Source organism: Enterobacter sichuanensis (assembly GCF_009036245.1).
GTDB classification, from domain to species: Bacteria; Pseudomonadota; Gammaproteobacteria; order Enterobacterales; family Enterobacteriaceae; genus Enterobacter; species Enterobacter sichuanensis.
This window is the reverse complement of sequence record NZ_CP027986.1, coordinates 4,121,826-4,139,580: the sequence shown is the minus strand read 5'-3', so window position 1 is coordinate 4,139,580 and position 17,755 is coordinate 4,121,826. Positions and strand designations below refer to the sequence as shown.

The following is a 17,755-nucleotide window of genomic DNA, read 5'->3' as shown; positions in this document are numbered from 1 at the left end:
CAGGAAGGAACAGCATGACTGATGTAACTGTAAAATCGCTGGCTGCCGAGATTCAGACCTCCGTGGACCGCCTGGTACAGCAATTTGCTGATGCAGGGATCCCGAAGTCCGCTGATGACTCGGTGACCGCGCAAGAAAAACAAACCTTGTTAACGCACCTGAACCGTGAACACGGCTCTACGCCTGACAAGCTGACGCTGCAGCGCAAAACGCGTAGCACGTTGAATATCCCTGGTACCGGTGGCAAAAGTAAATCGGTACAAATTGAAGTCCGCAAGACGCGCACCTTTGTAAAACGTGATCCGCAAGAGGCAGAACGTCTTGCCGCGGAAGAGCAGGCACAGCGTGAAGCGGAAGAACAAGCTCAGCGTGAAGCGGAAGCAACCGCCAAACGTGAGGCAGAATTAAAAGCTGAACGTGAGGCCGCAGAAAAAGCGAAACGCGACGCAAGTGATAAAGTGAAGCGTGACGCTGCGGAAAAAGACAAAGTGAGCAATCAACAGACAGACGAAATGACCAAAACCGCCCAGGCTGAAAAAGCCCGCCGTGAAAATGAAGCTGCCGAGCTGAAGCGTAAAGCGGAAGAAGAAGCCCGCCGCAAGCTGGAAGAAGAAGCACGTCGTGTGGCTGAAGAAGCGCGCCGTATGGCAGAAGAAAACGAGAAGAACGGTGTTGATACCGCTGAGCAGTCTGAAGATACCAGCGACTATCACGTGACCACTTCTCAGCATGCGCGTCAGGCTGAAGATGACAACGACCGTGAAGTAGAAGGTGGTCGTGGCCGTGGTCGCAATGCGAAAGCAGCGCGTCCGGCGAAGAAAGGCAACAAACACGCTGAGTCTAAAGCTGACCGTGAAGAAGCGCGTGCAGCCGTGCGTGGCGGTAAAGGTGGTAAACAGCGTAAAGGTTCTTCTCTGCAGCAGGGCTTCCAGAAGCCAGCTCAGGCGGTTAACCGTGACGTTGTGATCGGCGAAACCATCACCGTTGGCGAACTGGCAAACAAAATGGCGGTAAAAGGCTCTCAGGTCATCAAAGCGATGATGAAACTGGGCGCCATGGCGACCATCAACCAGGTGATCGACCAGGAAACCGCACAGCTGGTTGCTGAAGAGATGGGCCACAAAGTTATCCTGCGTCGTGAAAACGAACTGGAAGAAGCGGTAATGAGCGACCGTGATACGGGTGCTGCGGCAGAACCGCGCGCACCGGTAGTGACCATCATGGGTCACGTTGACCACGGTAAAACCTCTCTGCTCGACTACATTCGTTCTACGAAAGTGGCCTCCGGTGAAGCGGGTGGTATTACCCAGCACATCGGTGCATACCACGTAGAAACTGACAACGGCATGATCACCTTCCTGGATACCCCAGGCCACGCCGCGTTTACCTCAATGCGTGCTCGTGGTGCGCAGGCGACGGATATCGTTGTTCTGGTTGTTGCTGCAGACGACGGCGTGATGCCACAGACCATCGAAGCTATCCAGCACGCGAAAGCGGCGGGTGTGCCGGTTGTGGTTGCAGTGAACAAGATCGATAAACCAGAAGCGGATCCGGATCGTGTTAAAAACGAACTGTCCCAGTACGGCATCCTGCCGGAAGAGTGGGGCGGCGAAAGCCAGTTCGTACACGTGTCTGCGAAAGCGGGTACCGGTATCGACGATCTGCTGGATGCGATCCTGCTGCAGGCTGAAGTTCTGGAGCTGAAAGCCATCCGTAACGGTATGGCGAGCGGTGCGGTTATCGAATCCTTCCTGGACAAAGGCCGTGGCCCGGTTGCTACCGTTCTGGTTCGTGAAGGTACCCTGCATAAAGGCGATATCGTTCTGTGTGGTTTCGAATACGGTCGCGTGCGTGCGATGCGTAACGAACTGGGTCAGGAAGTGCTGGAAGCCGGTCCGTCCATTCCAGTGGAAATCCTTGGCCTGTCCGGTGTGCCGGCTGCGGGTGACGAAGTGACCGTTGTGCGTGACGAGAAGAAAGCGCGTGAAGTTGCACTGTATCGTCAGGGCAAATTCCGTGAAGTTAAACTGGCTCGTCAGCAGAAATCTAAACTCGAGAACATGTTCGCGAACATGGCTGAAGGCGAAGTTCACGAAGTGAACGTCGTACTGAAAGCTGACGTTCAGGGCTCTGTGGAAGCGATCTCCGACTCCTTACTGAAACTGTCGACTGACGAAGTGAAAGTGAAGATCATCGGTTCTGGTGTCGGTGGTATCACTGAAACCGACGCTACCCTGGCTGCTGCGTCCAACGCCATCCTGGTTGGCTTCAACGTGCGTGCTGATGCTTCTGCTCGCCGCGTGATCGAAGCAGAAAGCCTGGATCTGCGTTACTACTCCGTCATCTATAACCTGATCGACGAAGTGAAAGCAGCGATGAGCGGTATGCTGTCGCCTGAGCTGAAACAGCAGATCATCGGTCTGGCTGAAGTACGTGACGTCTTCAAATCACCGAAATTCGGTGCAATCGCGGGCTGTATGGTTACCGAAGGTACCATCAAACGTCACAACCCAATCCGCGTTCTGCGCGATAACGTGGTTATCTATGAAGGCGAGCTGGAATCCCTGCGCCGCTTCAAAGATGACGTTAACGAAGTCCGTAACGGCATGGAATGTGGTATCGGCGTGAAGAACTACAACGACGTTCGCGTAGGCGATATGATCGAAGTGTTCGAGATCATCGAAATCCAGCGTACCATCGCTTAATCTTCGTTAAGATTGCTGATCGTAGGCCGGGTAAGCGAAGCGCCACCCGGCAACTATTTCAAAAGGGGCTTGAATGCCCCTTTTTTGTCTGGAGAATTTATTATGGCGAAAGAGTTTGGTCGCCCACAGCGCGTCGCGCAGGAAATGCAGAAAGAGATCGCCCTCATTCTGCAACGTGAAATTAAAGACCCCCGCGTCGGCATGATGACCACCGTGTCGGGTGTAGAAATGTCCCGCGACCTGGCCTATGCCAAGGTGTTCGTCACTTTCCTGAACGATCAGGACGAAGCGGCTGTGAAAAACGGCATTAAAGCGCTGCAGGAAGCGTCAGGTTTCATCCGCTCTCTGCTCGGCAAAGCAATGCGTCTGCGTATCGTGCCAGAGCTGACCTTCTTCTACGACAACTCGCTGGTTGAAGGGATGCGTATGTCCAACCTGGTGACCAGCGTGGTGAAACATGACGACGAGCGTCGTGTTAACCCGGCGGACGACAGCAAGGAGGACTGATGAGTCGTCCTCGTCGTCGTGGTCGCGACGTGCATGGTGTGCTGCTGCTGGATAAACCCCAGGGCGCTTCCAGCAACGACGTGCTGCAAAAAGTGAAGCGCATTTACAACGCCAACCGTGCGGGCCACACTGGCGCGCTCGATCCGCTGGCAACCGGCATGCTGCCGGTCTGCCTGGGAGAGGCGACAAAGTTTTCCCAGTACCTGCTCGACTCCGATAAACGTTACCGTGTTATCGCTAAACTGGGCCAGCGCACGGATACCTCCGATGCCGATGGCCAGGTGGTCGAAGAGCGCCCGGTGACGTTCAGCGCGGAACAGCTTGATGCTGCCCTGGAGAGCTTCCGCGGGGACACGATGCAGGTGCCATCGATGTATTCAGCGCTGAAATATCAGGGAAAAAAACTCTACGAATATGCGCGCCAGGGCATCGACGTCCCGCGTGAAGCCCGTCCGATCACCGTGTATGAGCTGCTCTTTATTCGCCACGAAGGTGATGAGCTGGAACTGGAAGTACACTGTTCGAAAGGCACCTATATTCGTACCATCATCGATGACCTGGGCGAGAAGCTGGGCTGTGGCGCGCATGTGATCTACCTGCGTCGCCTGGCGGTCAGTAAATACCCGGTTGAGCGGATGGTGACCCTGGAACAGCTGCACGCTCTGGTTGAACAGGCACACGCGCAGGGGATAGCGCCGGCCGATTTGCTCGATCCTCTGCTGATGCCGATGGATAGCCCGGCTGCGGATTTCCCGGTGGTTAATCTTCCTTTAACATCGTCCGTTTACTTTAAGAACGGCAACCCGGTTCGTACGGCGCAAGCGCCGCAGGAAGGGCTGGTTCGCGTGACTGAAGGTGACGACGGTAAGTTCATCGGAATGGGCGAAATGGATGGCGAAGGGCGCGTTGCGCCGCGTCGTCTGGTCGTCGAATATCCGGTCGACGCGTGACGGCGATAACGGCTCACCTTGCGATAAGCAGGGGAGACGAGTAGAATATCGCCGCTTAACGCCTGGTGAATTGTTTAACAATCCGCGAGGCGTACATGGGGTCGCTGAATTAGAGATCGGCACCCTTACATTCTTTATACTTTGGAGTTTGAAAATGTCTCTAAGCGTTGAAGCTAAAGCTAAAATCGTTTCTGAGTTTGGTCGTGGTACTAACGACAGCGGTTCTACCGAAGTTCAGGTTGCACTGCTGACTGCACAGATTAACCACCTGCAGGGTCACTTTGCAGAGCACAAAAAAGATCACCACAGCCGTCGTGGTCTGCTGCGTATGGTTTCTCAGCGTCGTAAACTGCTCGACTACCTGAAACGTAAAGATGTTGCACGCTACACCGCGCTGATCGAGCGTCTGGGTCTGCGTCGCTAAGTCTTGCGAGTTTCAGAAAAGGGGGCCTGATGGCCCCTTTTTTCAACCAGACGGCAGCAATTCACTGGAAACTATTGTATTGTTGCTATAAATGATCTTCATTGCAGAGGTTCGCGCGGCTAATGAGAGGCTTCACCCATGGAGGTGTTGGTTGTCATTAGTCGCGAGGATGCGAAGAAGGTCGGGTCAAATCGACAGCACACCGGTGGTGTGCTGTCAAACATTTAAGAAAGGACAGAATTTTGCTGAATCCGATCGTTCGTAAATTCCAGTATGGTCAACATACCGTCACGCTGGAAACCGGTATGATGGCTCGTCAGGCTACTGCTGCCGTTATGGTAAGCATGGATGACACCGCGGTATTCGTTACCGTTGTGGGTCAGAAAAAAGCTAAACCAGGTCAGGACTTCTTCCCACTGACCGTTAACTACCAGGAGCGTACTTACGCTGCCGGTAAAATCCCGGGTGGCTTCTTCCGTCGTGAAGGCCGTCCAAGCGAAGGCGAAACCCTGATCGCGCGTCTGATTGACCGCCCGGTTCGTCCGCTGTTCCCGGAAGGCTTCGTTAACGAAGTTCAGGTTATCGCGACCGTTGTGTCCGTTAACCCACAGGTTAACCCGGACATCGTTGCGATGATCGGTGCATCTGCTGCCCTGTCACTGTCTGGTATTCCATTCAATGGCCCAATCGGTGCGGCGCGCGTGGGTTACATCAACGACCAGTACGTGCTGAACCCGACTCAGGAAGAGCTGAAAGAGAGCAAGCTGGACCTGGTGGTTGCCGGTACTGAAGCCGCTGTGCTGATGGTTGAATCCGAAGCTGAACTGCTGAGCGAAGACCAGATGCTGGGCGCTGTGGTCTTCGGCCACGACCAGCAGCAGGTTGTTATTCAGAACATCAACGAACTGGTGAAAGAAGCCGGTAAACCACGTTGGGACTGGCAGCCTGAAGCAGCAAACGACGCGCTGAACGCACGCGTTGCTGCACTGGCAGAATCTCGCCTGAGCGATGCTTACCGTATCACTGACAAACAGGAGCGTTATGCTCAGGTTGACGTGATCAAAGACGAAACCATCGCCACGCTGGTTGCTGAAGACGAAACGCTGGATGCTAACGAGCTGAGCGAAATTCTGCATGCCATCGAGAAAAACGTGGTGCGTAGCCGCGTGCTGGCAGGTGAGCCACGCATCGATGGCCGTGAAAAAGACATGATCCGTGGTCTGGATGTGCGTACTGGCGTGCTGCCACGTACTCACGGTTCTGCGCTGTTCACCCGTGGTGAAACGCAGGCGCTGGTAACTGCGACGCTGGGTACTGCACGTGACGCGCAGATCATCGACGAACTGATGGGCGAGCGCACTGACAGCTTCCTGTTCCACTATAACTTCCCTCCGTACTCCGTTGGTGAAACCGGTATGGTTGGTTCGCCGAAGCGTCGTGAAATTGGTCACGGTCGTCTGGCGAAGCGCGGTGTGCTGGCTGTGATGCCAGATGCGGACAAATTCCCGTACACCGTCCGTGTGGTTTCTGAAATCACCGAATCCAACGGTTCTTCTTCTATGGCTTCCGTATGTGGTGCCTCTCTGGCGCTGATGGATGCAGGCGTGCCAATCAAAGCCGCCGTTGCGGGTATCGCAATGGGTCTGGTGAAAGAAGGCGACAACTATGTTGTTCTGTCTGACATTCTGGGCGACGAAGACCACCTGGGCGATATGGACTTCAAAGTGGCGGGTTCCCGCGACGGTATCTCTGCGCTGCAGATGGATATCAAAATTGAAGGTATCACCAAAGAGATCATGCAGGTTGCTCTGAACCAGGCTAAAGGTGCACGTCTGCACATCCTGAGCGTGATGGAACAGGCGATTAACGCGCCGCGTGGTGATATCTCTGAATTCGCTCCGCGCATTCACACCATCAAGATCAATCCAGACAAGATCAAAGATGTTATCGGTAAGGGCGGTTCCGTTATCCGTGCGCTGACCGAAGAGACGGGCACCACGATCGAAATCGAAGATGACGGTACTGTGAAAATCGCAGCAACCGACGGCGAGAAAGCGAAATTCGCGATCCGTCGCATCGAAGAGATCACCGCAGAAATCGAAGTGGGCCGTATCTACAGTGGTAAAGTGACCCGTATCGTTGACTTTGGCGCATTTGTTGCCATCGGTGGCGGTAAAGAAGGTCTGGTTCACATCTCTCAGATCGCTGACAAGCGCGTTGAGAAAGTGACCGATTACCTGCAGATGGGTCAGGAAGTACCGGTTAAAGTTCTGGAAGTTGATCGCCAGGGCCGTATCCGTCTGAGCATTAAAGAAGCAACTGAGCAGTCTCAGCCAGCTGCTGCGCCTGAAGCACAGGCTGCAGAACAGCAAGGCGAGTAAGTTGCGATTTGCCCTCCGCTTTGCGGAGGGCCTGGTATCAGGCAGGACGCCTTGTTAAGCCGCCGGGGGACAGGACGTTCATCCAATAGTTGTCTTCGGGAGTGGGAAATGAAGCCTTTTTTGCGCTGGTGTTTCGTTGCGACAGCTTTAACGCTGGCAGGATGCAGCAACTCTGCCTGGCGTAAGAGCGAAGTCCTCGCAGTGCCATTGCAACCGACTTTGCAGCAGGAAGTGATTCTGGCACGCATGGAACAAATACTTGCCAGTCGGGCTTTAACCGATGACGAACGCGCACAGCTTTTATATGAGCGCGGAGTGTTGTATGATAGTCTTGGTCTGAGGGCATTAGCGCGGAATGATTTTTCACAAGCGCTGGCTATCCGACCTGATATGCCTGAAGTATTCAATTACTTAGGCATTTATTTAACGCAGGCAGGCAATTTTGATGCTGCCTATGAAGCGTTTGATTCTGTACTTGAGCTTGATCCAACTTACAACTACGCGCACTTGAATCGCGGTATCGCATTGTATTACGGCGGTCGTGATAAGTTAGCGCAAGATGATCTGCTGGCGTTTTATCAAGACGATCCTAATGATCCTTTCCGTAGCCTGTGGCTTTACATCGTTGAGCAGAAGCTCGATGAGAAGCAGGCAAAAGAGGCACTGAAACAGCGCTTCGATAAATCGGATAAGGAACAGTGGGGATGGAACATTGTCGAGTTCTACCTGGGCAACATTAGCGAAGCAACGCTGATGGAACGCCTCAAGGCGGACGCAACGGATAACACCTCGCTCGCTGAGCATCTCAGTGAAACCAACTTCTATTTAGGTAAGTACTACCTAAGTCTGGGGGATAAGGACAGCGCTACGGCACTGTTCAAATTAGCGGTTGCTAACAACGTACACAACTTCGTTGAGCACCGTTATGCATTGTTGGAATTATCGCTCTTGGGCCAGGAGCAAGACGACCTGGCAGAATCGGACCAGCAATAGCTGACGACATAAACATCAGCCCGTAATCTTTTGATTGCCATCACCTTAACTGGTGAGGGCGTTGTTGTTCGTCAATACACCTACTTTGAGCCGGTTCACACTTTTCAATGAAAATTGCTAATCATTTTCACGATGAGCTAAGTAGACTGGCCGCCATTGACATTGAGGCACTCGTACTACATGGCTGAATTCGAAACCACTTTTGCAGATCTGGGCCTGAAGGCTCCTATCCTTGAAGCCCTTAACGATCTGGGTTACGAAAAACCATCTCCGATCCAGGCTGAGTGTATCCCACACCTGCTTTCTGGTCGTGACGTGCTGGGCATGGCCCAGACTGGTAGCGGTAAAACTGCAGCGTTCTCGCTGCCGCTGCTGAACAACATTGATCCGGACCTGCGTGCACCGCAGATCCTCGTCCTGGCTCCAACCCGTGAACTGGCTGTTCAGGTTGCTGAAGCCATGACGGAATTCTCTAAACATATGCGCGGCGTAAACGTGGTAGCCCTGTACGGCGGCCAGCGTTATGACGTGCAGTTACGCGCCCTGCGCCAGGGCCCACAGATTGTTGTCGGTACGCCGGGCCGTCTGCTGGATCACCTGAAGCGCGGTACGCTGGATCTCTCTAAACTGAGCGGTCTGGTACTGGACGAAGCCGATGAAATGCTGCGTATGGGCTTCATCGAAGACGTTGAAACCATCATGGCGCAGATCCCGGACGGTCATCAGACCGCGCTGTTCTCTGCCACCATGCCTGAAGCTATCCGTCGCATTACCCGCCGCTTCATGAAAGAGCCGCAGGAAGTGCGTATTCAGTCCAGCGTGACGACTCGCCCGGACATCAGCCAGAGCTACTGGTCTGTGTACGGCATGCGCAAAAACGAAGCGCTGGTACGTTTCCTGGAAGCGGAAGATTTTGATGCGGCGATCATCTTCGTTCGTACCAAAAACGCGACCCTGGAAGTGGCTGAAGCCCTGGAGCGTAGCGGCTACAACAGCGCAGCGCTGAACGGCGATATGAACCAGGCCCTGCGTGAGCAGACGCTGGAGCGTCTGAAAGACGGTCGTCTGGATATCCTGATTGCAACCGACGTGGCAGCACGTGGCCTGGACGTTGAGCGTATCAGCCTGGTGGTTAACTACGACATCCCGATGGATTCCGAGTCTTACGTTCACCGTATCGGTCGTACCGGTCGTGCGGGTCGTGCGGGCCGTGCGCTGCTGTTCGTTGAGAACCGCGAGCGTCGTTTGCTGCGTAATATCGAACGCACCATGAAGCTGACCATCCCAGAAGCCGATCTGCCAAACGCAGAGCTGCTGGGCAAACGCCGTCTGGAAAAGTTCGCCGCGAAAGTCCAGCAGCAGCTGGAAAGCAGCGATCTGGATCAGTACCGTGCGCTGCTGTCCCAGATCCAGCCTGTTGCTGAAGGCGAAGAGCTGGATATGGAAACCCTGGCAGCAGCACTGCTGAAGATGGCGCAGGGCGAACGTAGCCTGATCGTGCCGCCAGATGCACCGATGCGTCCTAAGCGTGAATTCCGTGACCGTGACGATCGCTTCGAACGTCGTGGCGACCGTAACGATCGTGGCCCACGTGGCGACCGTCCAGAGCGTGGTGGTGAAGACCGTCCACGTCGTGAACGTCGCGATGCGGGTGATATGGAGCTGTACCGCATTGAAGTGGGCCGTGATGATGGCGTTGAAGTGCGTCACATCGTTGGCGCGATCGCCAACGAAGGCGACATCAGCAGCCGTTACATCGGTAACATCAAGCTGTTCGCATCTCACTCTACCATTGAGCTGCCAAAAGGTATGCCGGGTGAAGTACTGCAGCACTTTACGCGTACCCGCATCCTGAACAAGCCGATGAACATGCAGCTGCTGGGCGATGCACAGCCACGTCCTGACCGTGGCGGCGAACGTCGTGGCGGCGGCCGCGGTTTCGGTGGCGAGCGTCGTGAAGGCGGTCGCAGCGAAGGTCGCGGTGGTGAAGGTCGTCGTTTCTCCGGCGAGCGTCGCGAAAACCGTGGCCCACGTCGTGAAGAAGGCACCAGCCGTCGTCGTTTCGGTGACGCGTAAGCCTTGCACTTCTGACGTAAAGTAAAATATACAGCCCCGATAGACGCTATCGGGGCTTTTTTTATTCCCTTTGTACTCTTGTACTGGTACAGTGCGTCACATTAAAATGCAGAACCGCATGATTGACTGGAGAAAAGGCTGTATGGCGACACTAACCACCACCCAAACGTCACCTTCGCTGCTTGGCGGCGTGGTGATCATCGGCGGAACCATTATAGGTGCCGGGATGTTTTCCCTGCCCGTGGTCATGTCCGGTGCGTGGTTCTTCTGGTCGCTGGCCGCGCTGGTCTTTACCTGGTTCTGTATGCTTCATTCCGGGCTGATGATCCTCGAAGCCAACCTGAACTACCGCATTGGCGCGAGCTTCGACACCATCACCAAAGATCTGTTAGGCAAAGGCTGGAACCTGGTCAATGGACTCTCCATCGCGTTTGTCCTGTACATCCTGACCTACGCCTACATTTCGGCGAGCGGCTCGATTCTGCATCACACCTTCTCGGAGATGTCGCTGAATGTTCCGGCGCGTCTGGCAGGATTGTGCTTTGCACTGGGCGTGGCGTTTATCGTCTGGATGAGTACCAAAGCGGTGAGCCGGATGACGGCCATTGTACTGGGCGCAAAGGTGATCACCTTCTTCCTGACGTTCGGCAGCCTGCTGGGGCACGTAACGCCGGCAACGCTGTTTAATGTCGCCGAGGTGAACACCTCGTATACGCCGTATCTGCTGATGACACTGCCGTTCTGTCTGGCCTCGTTTGGCTACCACGGTAATGTGCCGAGCCTGATGAAGTACTACGGCAAAGATCCGCGCACTATCGTGAAATGTCTGGTCTACGGTACGCTGCTGGCACTGGGGCTGTATGTCATCTGGCTGCTGGGAACCATGGGCAACATCCCGCGTCCGGAATTTATTGGCATTGCGCAGAAGGGCGGTAACATTGATGTGCTGGTGCAGGCGCTGAGTGGCGTTCTGAACAGCCGTAGCCTGGATCTGCTGCTGGTTATCTTCTCTAACTTTGCGGTGGCGAGCTCGTTCCTCGGCGTGACAGTGGGCCTGTTTGACTACCTGGCGGATCTGTTTGGCTTCGATGACTCCGCGATGGGTCGCTTCAAAACTGCGTTACTGACCTTCCTGCCTCCAGTCGCGGGTGGCCTGCTGTGGCCGAACGGCTTCCTGTACGCCATCGGCTATGCCGGTCTGGCGGCGACCATCTGGGCGGCAATTGTGCCGGCGCTGCTGGCCCGCAAATCACGTAAACGCTTCGGCAGCCCTAAATTCCGCGTCTGGGGCGGCAAACCGATGATTGTACTGATTCTGGTATTTGGGGTGGGTAACGCGCTGGTTCACGTGCTGTCGAGTTTTAACCTGTTGCCTGTGTATCAGTAAGTTTTTGTGCCGGATGGCGGCTACGCCTTATCCGGCCTACGCGATCCCGTAGGCCCGGTAAGCGAAGCGCCACCGGGCAAAAGGGCTACCCTACCAGCTCCTCTTTCACCTGCATCGCCAGCTCAAAGGAGTGCAAACGCGCCTGGTGATCGAAGATCTGGCCGTTAACCATAATCTCATCGGCCTGAGTCTCACGCAGCACCGCTTCCAGCCCGTGACGCACCTTCGCTTTATCACCCACCAGTGACATGCTCAGCGCCTGTTGAACACCATACTGCTCGGAGGCTGACCAGAGCTGATGCATATTTTCCACTGGCGGCGGAAGCTGGCCCGTCTCACCACGACGCAGCTTCACAAACGCCTGCTGCATGGAGGTAAACAGGAATTCCGCGTCGCGATTGCTGTCGGCGGCAATGATGTTGATACACACCATCGCGTACGGTTTCTCCAGACGCTCAGACGGTTTGAAATGGGTGCGGTAAAGATGCAGCGCCTGATGCAGCATATCCGGCGCGAAGTGCGAGGCAAACGCAAACGGCAGCCCCAGCTGTGCGGCAAGCTGCGCGCTATACAGACTTGAGCCTAAAAGCCAGACCGGGATCTTCTCACCATAACCGGGTACCGGGCGCACGTGCGGGTTCGGGTCTCGCGCATCGAACCAGTCCACCAGTTCCGCCACGTCGCGTGGGAAGTTGTCGATATCGCCGCTCATATGGCGGCGCAGGGCGCGCATGGTGGGCTGGTCACTCCCCGGCGCACGGCCAAGCCCTAAATCTATACGGCCCGGATAGAGCGTATTCAGCGTGCCAAACTGCTCGGCAATCACCAGCGGGGCGTGGTTAGGCAGCATCACGCCGCCGGATCCCAGGTGCAGGGTGGTCGTATTTGCCGCCAGATAGCCAATCAGAACCGAGGTTGCCGCACTGGCGATGCCGACCATGTTGTGGTGCTCGGCCAGCCAGTAACGGTGATAGCCACGTTTTTCGGCCAGTTGAGCGAGATCGAGCGAGTGCGAAAAGGCTTCTCGTGCCGAGGAGCCTTGAGGGATCGGCGCCAGATCCAGCACCGAAAACGGAAGGGTTTTGTCAGTCATAACAGCTCACTTTGTCGACGGTCAATCATTAATAGTGCATTAAAAAATGATAACCGTTGTTAACAAAGTGAGCCTTTTTTACGCCTGCAGCTCCAGCCCGGCGAGACGTCGCCAGTAGCCGTTGCAGTCGCTGTTAGCCTGCAGCGCCAGCGGCGCGGCACCGTTTTCATTGGCGCGGAAGGCATCCAGCATGGCGAACACACCCGTATCCAGAGGGGATAAACGCACCATGTCTACCAGCCCGTCCATCGACGCCAACTCGTTGCCGAGGTTATAGACATAGCCGCTCATGGTCTGAATGCCGTTCAGGACAAACACCTGCTGATTCTCCTGCGACAGCATGCTGCGCCCGTTCGGGTACTTAATGCAGCAGGTTTCGCACTCGTCTTTCGGACGGTCTTCCGAGCGCGCGGTAAAGCAGCGGGCGGAATAGGCCAGCGGCAGATGCCCGTAGCTCAGCACTTCCACTTCAAACTTGTTGCGAATGCCCAGCTCTTCGCACTGCGTGAGCAGGTTTGCCAGCCAGTCGCGGGAGAGCTCAACCGGCATGCACCAGCGCGTCATTCCCTGTTTCAGCAACAGGCGCAGGGTCACGGCGTTATAGCAGTTCAGCGCATGACCCGCGACAAACGGCAGCCTGCGTTCGGCGCACATGTTCACCACGCCGAGATCGCTCGCTTCCAGCAGGAACTCGCCGTTCTCCACGTAGCGCTTTAGCTCGCCCAGTTCAGAAGCGGCCTGTACCAGGGCGAGCGTCGAAAGCACCACCTGTTTGCCGCTTCCGGCGAGGGTTTTCGCCATCTCCAGCCAGTCGCCCACTTTGGTGGCCCGGCGCTTGCTGCACACCGCTTCGCCGAGGTAAATCACATCGGCGCTGCTGCTGGCGGCCTGTTGATAAAAGTCTTCCAGCGTCTCTTTTGGCCAGTAGTAGAGTACGGGCCCTAATGAATATTTCATGATTTTCTCACTGCCATTTACGGTGATACGCGCCCAGCGTGGTTTGCGTGCCTTCAGACATCGACCCCAGCGTCTCCATCCATGCCGGCTGCGGGGCGTAGTGCTGCGGGTCCGCCATGCAGCGGTCGATGGCCTGACGCCAGACTTTCGCAACCTGGCTCACGTAGGCCGGGCTGCGCTGGCGACCTTCGATTTTCACCGAGGCAATATTGGCCGCCAGCAGTTCCGGCAGCAGCGCCAGCGTGTTGAGGCTGGTGGGCTCTTCCAGCGCGTGGTAACGCTGGCCGTCGACCAGATAGCGCCCTTTACAGAGGGTTGGATAACCGGCATTTTCGCCGTCCTGATAGCGGTCGATCAGCACCTCATTCAGACGAGACTCCAGCCCCTGCGGTGTTTGCTGCCAGCGAACAAAGCGGGCAGGGGAGCAGGCCCCGACGGTATTGGGTGATTCACCGGTTAAATAGGAGGAGAGATAACAACGGCCTTCAGCCATGATGCACAGGCTGCCAAAGGCAAAAACTTCCAGCGGCACTGGCGTGACGCGCGCGAGTTGCTTAACCTGATGAATAGAGAGTACGCGCGGCAGCACCACGCGGGCTACGTCAAAGTTTCGGTGATAAAAACGTACGGCCTCTTCGTTGGTGGCAGATGCCTGAACAGAGACGTGGCGCTCAATATGGGGATAGCGTTCTGCCGCATACTCAAGCATGGCGAGGTCGGCCAGAATCAGCGCATCGGCTCCCAGCTGTGCGGCCATATCCACCGCGCGCTGCCAGCGGGCGTAGCCGTCAGGATGGGCAAAGGTATTAATGGCGATGTGCAGTTTGCGGCGGTGCTGGTGAACGAAGTTAACGGCTTCCTGAAGCTTTTTCTCCGTAAAGTTGAGGCCAGCAAAATGGCGGGCGTTAGTATCATCTTTCAGCCCGATATAGACCGCATCGGCCCCATTTTCGATGGCCGCCTTAAGCGCCGGAAGGTTTCCGGCAGGGCAGAGCAGCTCCATAATTTATCCTGATGTAGTCGATCGCAAAAATGTTAACGAGCTGGGATTTTAATTAACCCATACGCGACAATTTTTGATTTAAGGCAGCTAATGGCGTATTGATGGCACCAATAATGAGCGTCACCGGACGACGGTTTGTTGATTTACGCCGCTATGTTATGTGCCGGATATGGCAAAATAGCGGGACTATAGCTATCAGGGAGTAAAGCTCGTGCTGGATAAACTGCGTTCACGTCTCGTACAATTTGGTCCATCAATGCTGAGCGTGCCGGTAAAACTGGCGCCGTTCGCGCTTAAACGTCAGGTGCTGGAGCAGGTCCTGAGCTGGCAGTTCCGTCAGGCGTTGCAGGATGGCGAGCTGGAGTTCCTGGAAGGACGCTGGTTAAGCATCGACGTGCGTGACATCGGGCTGCGCTGGTTTACCTCGGTTGAGAATGACCAGCTGATCGTACGCGAATCCGCTGACGCGGACGTGAGCTTCAGCGCCAACGCCAGCGATCTGCTGATGATTGCCGCGCGTAAGCAGGATCCGGATACGCTCTTCTTCCAGCGCCGTCTGGTGATTGAAGGCGATACGGAGCTGGGCCTGTACGTGAAAAATTTAATGGATGCCATTGAGCTGGAGCAGATGCCGAAAGCGCTGCGCGTGATGTTAATGCAAATGGCAGATTTCGTTGAGGCCGGGCTGACAACCCCGCCGGACAGTAAACACACTTCAGTAGGTGAGCCATGCTGATTCGAGTCGAAATTGGGATTGATGCGCCGGGGATTGATGCGTTGCTGCGACGTTCTTTTGAGAGCGATGCCGAAGCCCAACTGGTCCACGATCTCCGCGAAGACGGCCTGATTACGCTGGGGCTGGTTGCCACCGATGACGAAGGTCAGGTGGTGGGCTATGTGGCCTTCAGTCCGGTCAGCGTTCAGGGCGAAGAGCTCCAGTGGGTAGGAATGGCACCGCTGGCGGTAGATGAAAGCTATCGCGGGCAGGGGCTGGCGCGCCAGCTGGTCTATGAAGGGCTGGATTCACTGAATGAGTTCGGTTACGCGGCCGTTGTCACGCTGGGCGATCCCGCGTTTTATGGCCGTTTAGGCTTTGAACAGGCCGCGCATTACGATCTTCGCTGCCGCTGGCCGGGCACCGAATCCGCCTTCCAGGTTCATCGTCTGGCGGACGACGCGCTCAACGGCGTGCATGGCCTGGTAGAGTACCACGACCATTTTAATCGCTTTTAAGCAGGCTCTCGCGTAGCGCCTCAAAAGAGCCGTCTCCGGTCACGAGGCGCTCTTTCTGGCGCTTCGTCAGCTGTTTAATGCGGTATTCCAGCCTCAGCGCCAGGGAACGCTCGCCCACGGCGGCTGAAAATGCCAGCTGCAATTCCCCTTTCCCCCGCAGCGCCTTTGCGCCTTTCCCCGTTTGATGTTGTAAAAAACGCCGCGCCACATCGGTGGTGATCCCGGTGTAGAGGGTATTATCAGCGGTTCGGACAAGATAAAGAAACCAGCACACGGTAAAAAGATTCAGTATGTTAAGGTGACCGCACCATAGCATGAGAGAGAGCGAAAATGGAAACACTGGCCGCCATTAACCGCTGGCTGGCGAAGCAGCATGTCGTCACCTGGTGCGTATACCACGAGGGAGAAATGTGGTGCGCAAACGCGTTTTACTACTACGATCCTGAGCGCGTCGCGTTTTACGTCATGAGCGAAGACAAAACGCGTCATGCGCAGATGACCGGCCAGCAGGCAAAAGTCGCGGGCACGGTGAATGGTCAGCCTAAAACGGTCGCGCTGATCCGTGGGGTGCAGTTTAAAGGGGAAATCCGTCGTCTGGATGGAGAAGAGAGCGACGCGCGTCGTAAGCACTACACGCGCCGCTTTCCGGTTGCCGCTGCGCTAAAAGCCCCGGTGTGGGAAATCCGCCTCGATGAGCTGAAATTTACCGACAACACCCTGGGCTTTGGCAAGAAGCTGCACTGGTTACGCGCCGAGCAGGCGTAGCGCTTCGCGGTTAAACGCCGGGAGATCGTCCGGGGTCCGGCTGGTGATCAGCTGGTCTTTGTCGTTGACCACCTCCTGATCGTAAAACTCGGCCCCCGCGTTTTTCAGATCGATAACGATCGGTTTCACCGCCGTGAGCTTACGACCGCGTACCACCTCCGCGCTGATCAGCAGCTGCGGGCCGTGACAGATGGCAAAGACAGGTTTGCCGGTAGAGACAAAGTCCCGGGTAAAGGTCACGAAGCGCTCGTCCCCGCGCAGGGTGTCCGGCGAGTGGCCGCCGGGTAACAGCAGGGCGTCAAAATCAGAGGGGCTGACGTTATCGATAGTCTCGTCGATGGTCACGCTGGCCTCGCCCTTATGGCCTTTCACCGTTTTGCCCGCTTCTTTCTCAATGGTGATCACTTCATGTCCCGCCTTGCGGAACGCCTCTGCAGGAGAGGTAAATTCTGAATCTTCAAACTCGTCGGTAATCAAGACTGCGATTTTCTTGCCCATGCTTCCTCCGTTGTTTTGGCTTCAGACTGATTTTTCTCCGCTTGTGGTAAATACTTACCTGTAACAGACTTCTAAGTGTGGTCGACCACGACGAGTTCGCAAACGGACAATTCTGTAAAGGGGAGAAGATGAGCCAGGTACTGATAACAGGCGCAACCGGGCTGGTGGGCGGACATTTGCTGCGCCTGCTGATTCAGGATCGTCGCGTGAATTACATCGCCGCCCCGACGCGACGACCGCTCGCCGACGTCTCCGGCGTCTTTAACCCCCACGACCCGCAGCTGACTGACGCGCTGGCGCAGATGCAGGATCCGATTGAGATCGCCTTTTGTTGTCTTGGCACGACCCGGCGTGAGGCGGGCAGTAAGGAGGCGTTTGTGCATGCGGACTACACGCTGGTGATTGATACGGCGCTCACCGCCAAAAGGCTGGGGGCCAAACATTTCCTGGTGGTCAGCTCGCTGGGGGCCAGCGCCGGATCGCCCTTTTTCTACAACAAGGTGAAGGGCAAAATGGAAGAGGCGCTGATTGCCCAGAAATGGGAGTACCTGACGATTGTTCGTCCCTCCATGCTGCTGGGACACCGGGACGAACGGCGTTTTAATGAGTCAATCTTCGCACCGCTGTTCCGCATTCTTCCCGGAAACTGGAAATCAATTGAAGCGCGGGATGTGGCGCGCACGATGCTGAAAGAGGCGTTATCTCCTTCGAAAGAAGGGGTGAACATTATCCCGTCGGCAAAACTGCGTGAAATCGCACAGGGCGAGGCGTAAACTCCCCCGG

Annotated in this window: 18 protein-coding genes; 13 read left to right on the top strand and 5 right to left on the bottom strand. The window is 55.8% G+C overall.

The annotated features are described in order from the left end of the window. The first annotated feature begins 14 nt into the window (after positions 1-14). The 9 genes from infB (at position 15) to mtr (ending at position 11,423) form a co-directional block, all read left to right on the top strand. Complete coding sequence (infB, locus tag C1N69_RS20035) at positions 15-2,705, top strand: translation initiation factor IF-2 (protein ID WP_025756714.1); 2,691 nt, start codon at positions 15-17, stop codon at positions 2,703-2,705. Positions 2,706-2,807: 102 nt separating this feature from the next. After that, complete coding sequence (gene rbfA, locus C1N69_RS20030; protein ID WP_003024988.1) at positions 2,808-3,212, top strand: 30S ribosome-binding factor RbfA; 405 nt, start codon at positions 2,808-2,810, stop codon at positions 3,210-3,212. Next, on the top strand, positions 3,212-4,162 hold the full coding sequence (truB, locus tag C1N69_RS20025; RefSeq protein ID WP_025756715.1) for a tRNA pseudouridine(55) synthase TruB: 951 nt from the start codon (positions 3,212-3,214) through the stop codon (positions 4,160-4,162). Before rbfA ends, truB begins: the two co-directional genes overlap by 1 nt. A gap of 154 nt (positions 4,163-4,316) precedes the next feature. Next, positions 4,317-4,586 (top strand): 30S ribosomal protein S15, encoded by a 270-nt coding sequence (gene rpsO / locus C1N69_RS20020; protein WP_003861789.1) that lies wholly within the window; start codon positions 4,317-4,319, stop codon positions 4,584-4,586. A gap of 242 nt (positions 4,587-4,828) precedes the next feature. Further along, a complete protein-coding gene (pnp, locus tag C1N69_RS20015; RefSeq protein WP_025756716.1) occupies positions 4,829-6,967 on the top strand; it encodes a polyribonucleotide nucleotidyltransferase in 2,139 nt (712 codons plus the stop codon). A gap of 108 nt (positions 6,968-7,075) precedes the next feature. Further along, positions 7,076-7,960, top strand: coding sequence for a lipoprotein NlpI (gene nlpI / locus C1N69_RS20010; RefSeq protein WP_013098912.1), 885 nt, complete (start codon positions 7,076-7,078; stop codon positions 7,958-7,960). A gap of 107 nt (positions 7,961-8,067) precedes the next feature. Then, entirely contained in the window at positions 8,068-8,148 is an 81-nt protein-coding gene (gene yrbN, locus C1N69_RS23185) for a protein YrbN (RefSeq protein WP_100122156.1), read from the top strand. Continuing rightward, a complete protein-coding gene (locus tag C1N69_RS20000) occupies positions 8,141-10,036 on the top strand; it encodes a DEAD/DEAH family ATP-dependent RNA helicase (protein WP_025756718.1) in 1,896 nt (631 codons plus the stop codon). The genes yrbN and C1N69_RS20000 overlap by 8 nt, the downstream gene beginning before the upstream one ends. A 142-nt stretch (positions 10,037-10,178) precedes the next feature. After that, positions 10,179-11,423 carry a tryptophan permease gene (gene mtr / locus C1N69_RS19995; RefSeq protein ID WP_155031787.1) on the top strand — a complete coding sequence of 415 codons (1,245 nt, stop codon included), beginning with the start codon at positions 10,179-10,181 and terminating at the stop codon, positions 11,421-11,423. 85 nt (positions 11,424-11,508) lie between these two features. On the opposite strand, the gene C1N69_RS19990 is transcribed toward mtr, so the two are convergent. From C1N69_RS19990 to ubiU, 3 genes are all read right to left on the bottom strand, one after another. Continuing rightward, a complete protein-coding gene (locus tag C1N69_RS19990) occupies positions 11,509-12,516 on the bottom strand; it encodes a luciferase-like monooxygenase (RefSeq protein WP_047959535.1) in 1,008 nt (335 codons plus the stop codon). Between the two features lie 78 nt (positions 12,517-12,594). Further along, a complete protein-coding gene (locus C1N69_RS19985; RefSeq protein ID WP_155031786.1) occupies positions 12,595-13,473 on the bottom strand; it encodes a U32 family peptidase in 879 nt (292 codons plus the stop codon). Positions 13,474-13,480: 7 nt separating this feature from the next. Beyond that, positions 13,481-14,476, bottom strand: a complete 996-nt coding sequence (gene ubiU / locus C1N69_RS19980) for a ubiquinone anaerobic biosynthesis protein UbiU (protein WP_059385413.1) — start codon at positions 14,474-14,476, stop codon at positions 13,481-13,483. Positions 14,477-14,687: 211 nt separating this feature from the next. On the opposite strand from ubiU, the gene ubiT reads away from it, so the two are divergent. After that, a complete protein-coding gene (gene ubiT, locus C1N69_RS19975) occupies positions 14,688-15,212 on the top strand; it encodes a ubiquinone anaerobic biosynthesis accessory factor UbiT (protein WP_025756723.1) in 525 nt (174 codons plus the stop codon). After that, complete coding sequence (locus C1N69_RS19970; protein WP_025756724.1) at positions 15,206-15,709, top strand: GNAT family N-acetyltransferase; 504 nt, start codon at positions 15,206-15,208, stop codon at positions 15,707-15,709. Before ubiT ends, C1N69_RS19970 begins: the two co-directional genes overlap by 7 nt. On the opposite strand, the gene C1N69_RS19965 is transcribed toward C1N69_RS19970, so the two are convergent. Beyond that, positions 15,696-16,025, bottom strand: coding sequence for a GIY-YIG nuclease family protein (locus C1N69_RS19965; protein WP_141237599.1), 330 nt, complete (start codon positions 16,023-16,025; stop codon positions 15,696-15,698). The two genes, C1N69_RS19970 and C1N69_RS19965, sit on opposite strands and share 14 nt — an antisense overlap. A gap of 14 nt (positions 16,026-16,039) precedes the next feature. Between C1N69_RS19965 and C1N69_RS19960 the strand changes: the two genes are divergently transcribed. Continuing rightward, positions 16,040-16,474 carry a YhbP family protein gene (locus tag C1N69_RS19960; RefSeq protein ID WP_025756726.1) on the top strand — a complete coding sequence of 145 codons (435 nt, stop codon included), beginning with the start codon at positions 16,040-16,042 and terminating at the stop codon, positions 16,472-16,474. Here the strand turns inward: C1N69_RS19960 and C1N69_RS19955 are convergent. Beyond that, a complete protein-coding gene (locus tag C1N69_RS19955) occupies positions 16,454-16,972 on the bottom strand; it encodes a type 1 glutamine amidotransferase domain-containing protein (RefSeq protein ID WP_025756727.1) in 519 nt (172 codons plus the stop codon). The two genes, C1N69_RS19960 and C1N69_RS19955, sit on opposite strands and share 21 nt — an antisense overlap. Before the next feature lie 128 nt (positions 16,973-17,100). Here C1N69_RS19955 and C1N69_RS19950 point away from each other — a divergent pair, with 128 nt between their 5' ends. Beyond that, positions 17,101-17,745 (top strand): NAD(P)H-binding protein, encoded by a 645-nt coding sequence (locus C1N69_RS19950; protein WP_155031785.1) that lies wholly within the window; start codon positions 17,101-17,103, stop codon positions 17,743-17,745. Positions 17,746-17,755 lie beyond the last annotated feature (10 nt).

Excerpts from the sequence above, each read along its gene's own strand:
- infB (WP_025756714.1), top strand. The coding sequence starts at position 15 with ATGACTGATGTAACTGTAAAATCGCTGGCTGCCGAGATTCAGACCTCC.
- rbfA (WP_003024988.1), top strand. The coding sequence starts at position 2,808 with ATGGCGAAAGAGTTTGGTCGCCCACAGCGCGTCGCGCAGGAAATGCAG.
- truB (WP_025756715.1), top strand. The coding sequence starts at position 3,212 with ATGAGTCGTCCTCGTCGTCGTGGTCGCGACGTGCATGGTGTGCTGCTG.
- rpsO (WP_003861789.1), top strand. The coding sequence starts at position 4,317 with ATGTCTCTAAGCGTTGAAGCTAAAGCTAAAATCGTTTCTGAGTTTGGT.
- nlpI (WP_013098912.1), top strand. The coding sequence starts at position 7,076 with ATGAAGCCTTTTTTGCGCTGGTGTTTCGTTGCGACAGCTTTAACGCTG.
- yrbN (WP_100122156.1), top strand. The coding sequence starts at position 8,068 with ATGAAAATTGCTAATCATTTTCACGATGAGCTAAGTAGACTGGCCGCC.
- C1N69_RS20000 (WP_025756718.1), top strand. The coding sequence starts at position 8,141 with ATGGCTGAATTCGAAACCACTTTTGCAGATCTGGGCCTGAAGGCTCCT.
- mtr (WP_155031787.1), top strand. The coding sequence starts at position 10,179 with ATGGCGACACTAACCACCACCCAAACGTCACCTTCGCTGCTTGGCGGC.
- C1N69_RS19990 (WP_047959535.1), bottom strand. The coding sequence starts at position 12,516 with ATGACTGACAAAACCCTTCCGTTTTCGGTGCTGGATCTGGCGCCGATC.
- C1N69_RS19985 (WP_155031786.1), bottom strand. The coding sequence starts at position 13,473 with ATGAAATATTCATTAGGGCCCGTACTCTACTACTGGCCAAAAGAGACG.
- ubiU (WP_059385413.1), bottom strand. The coding sequence starts at position 14,476 with ATGGAGCTGCTCTGCCCTGCCGGAAACCTTCCGGCGCTTAAGGCGGCC.
- C1N69_RS19970 (WP_025756724.1), top strand. The coding sequence starts at position 15,206 with ATGCTGATTCGAGTCGAAATTGGGATTGATGCGCCGGGGATTGATGCG.
- C1N69_RS19965 (WP_141237599.1), bottom strand. The coding sequence starts at position 16,025 with ATGCTATGGTGCGGTCACCTTAACATACTGAATCTTTTTACCGTGTGC.
- C1N69_RS19960 (WP_025756726.1), top strand. The coding sequence starts at position 16,040 with ATGGAAACACTGGCCGCCATTAACCGCTGGCTGGCGAAGCAGCATGTC.
- C1N69_RS19955 (WP_025756727.1), bottom strand. The coding sequence starts at position 16,972 with ATGGGCAAGAAAATCGCAGTCTTGATTACCGACGAGTTTGAAGATTCA.
- C1N69_RS19950 (WP_155031785.1), top strand. The coding sequence starts at position 17,101 with ATGAGCCAGGTACTGATAACAGGCGCAACCGGGCTGGTGGGCGGACAT.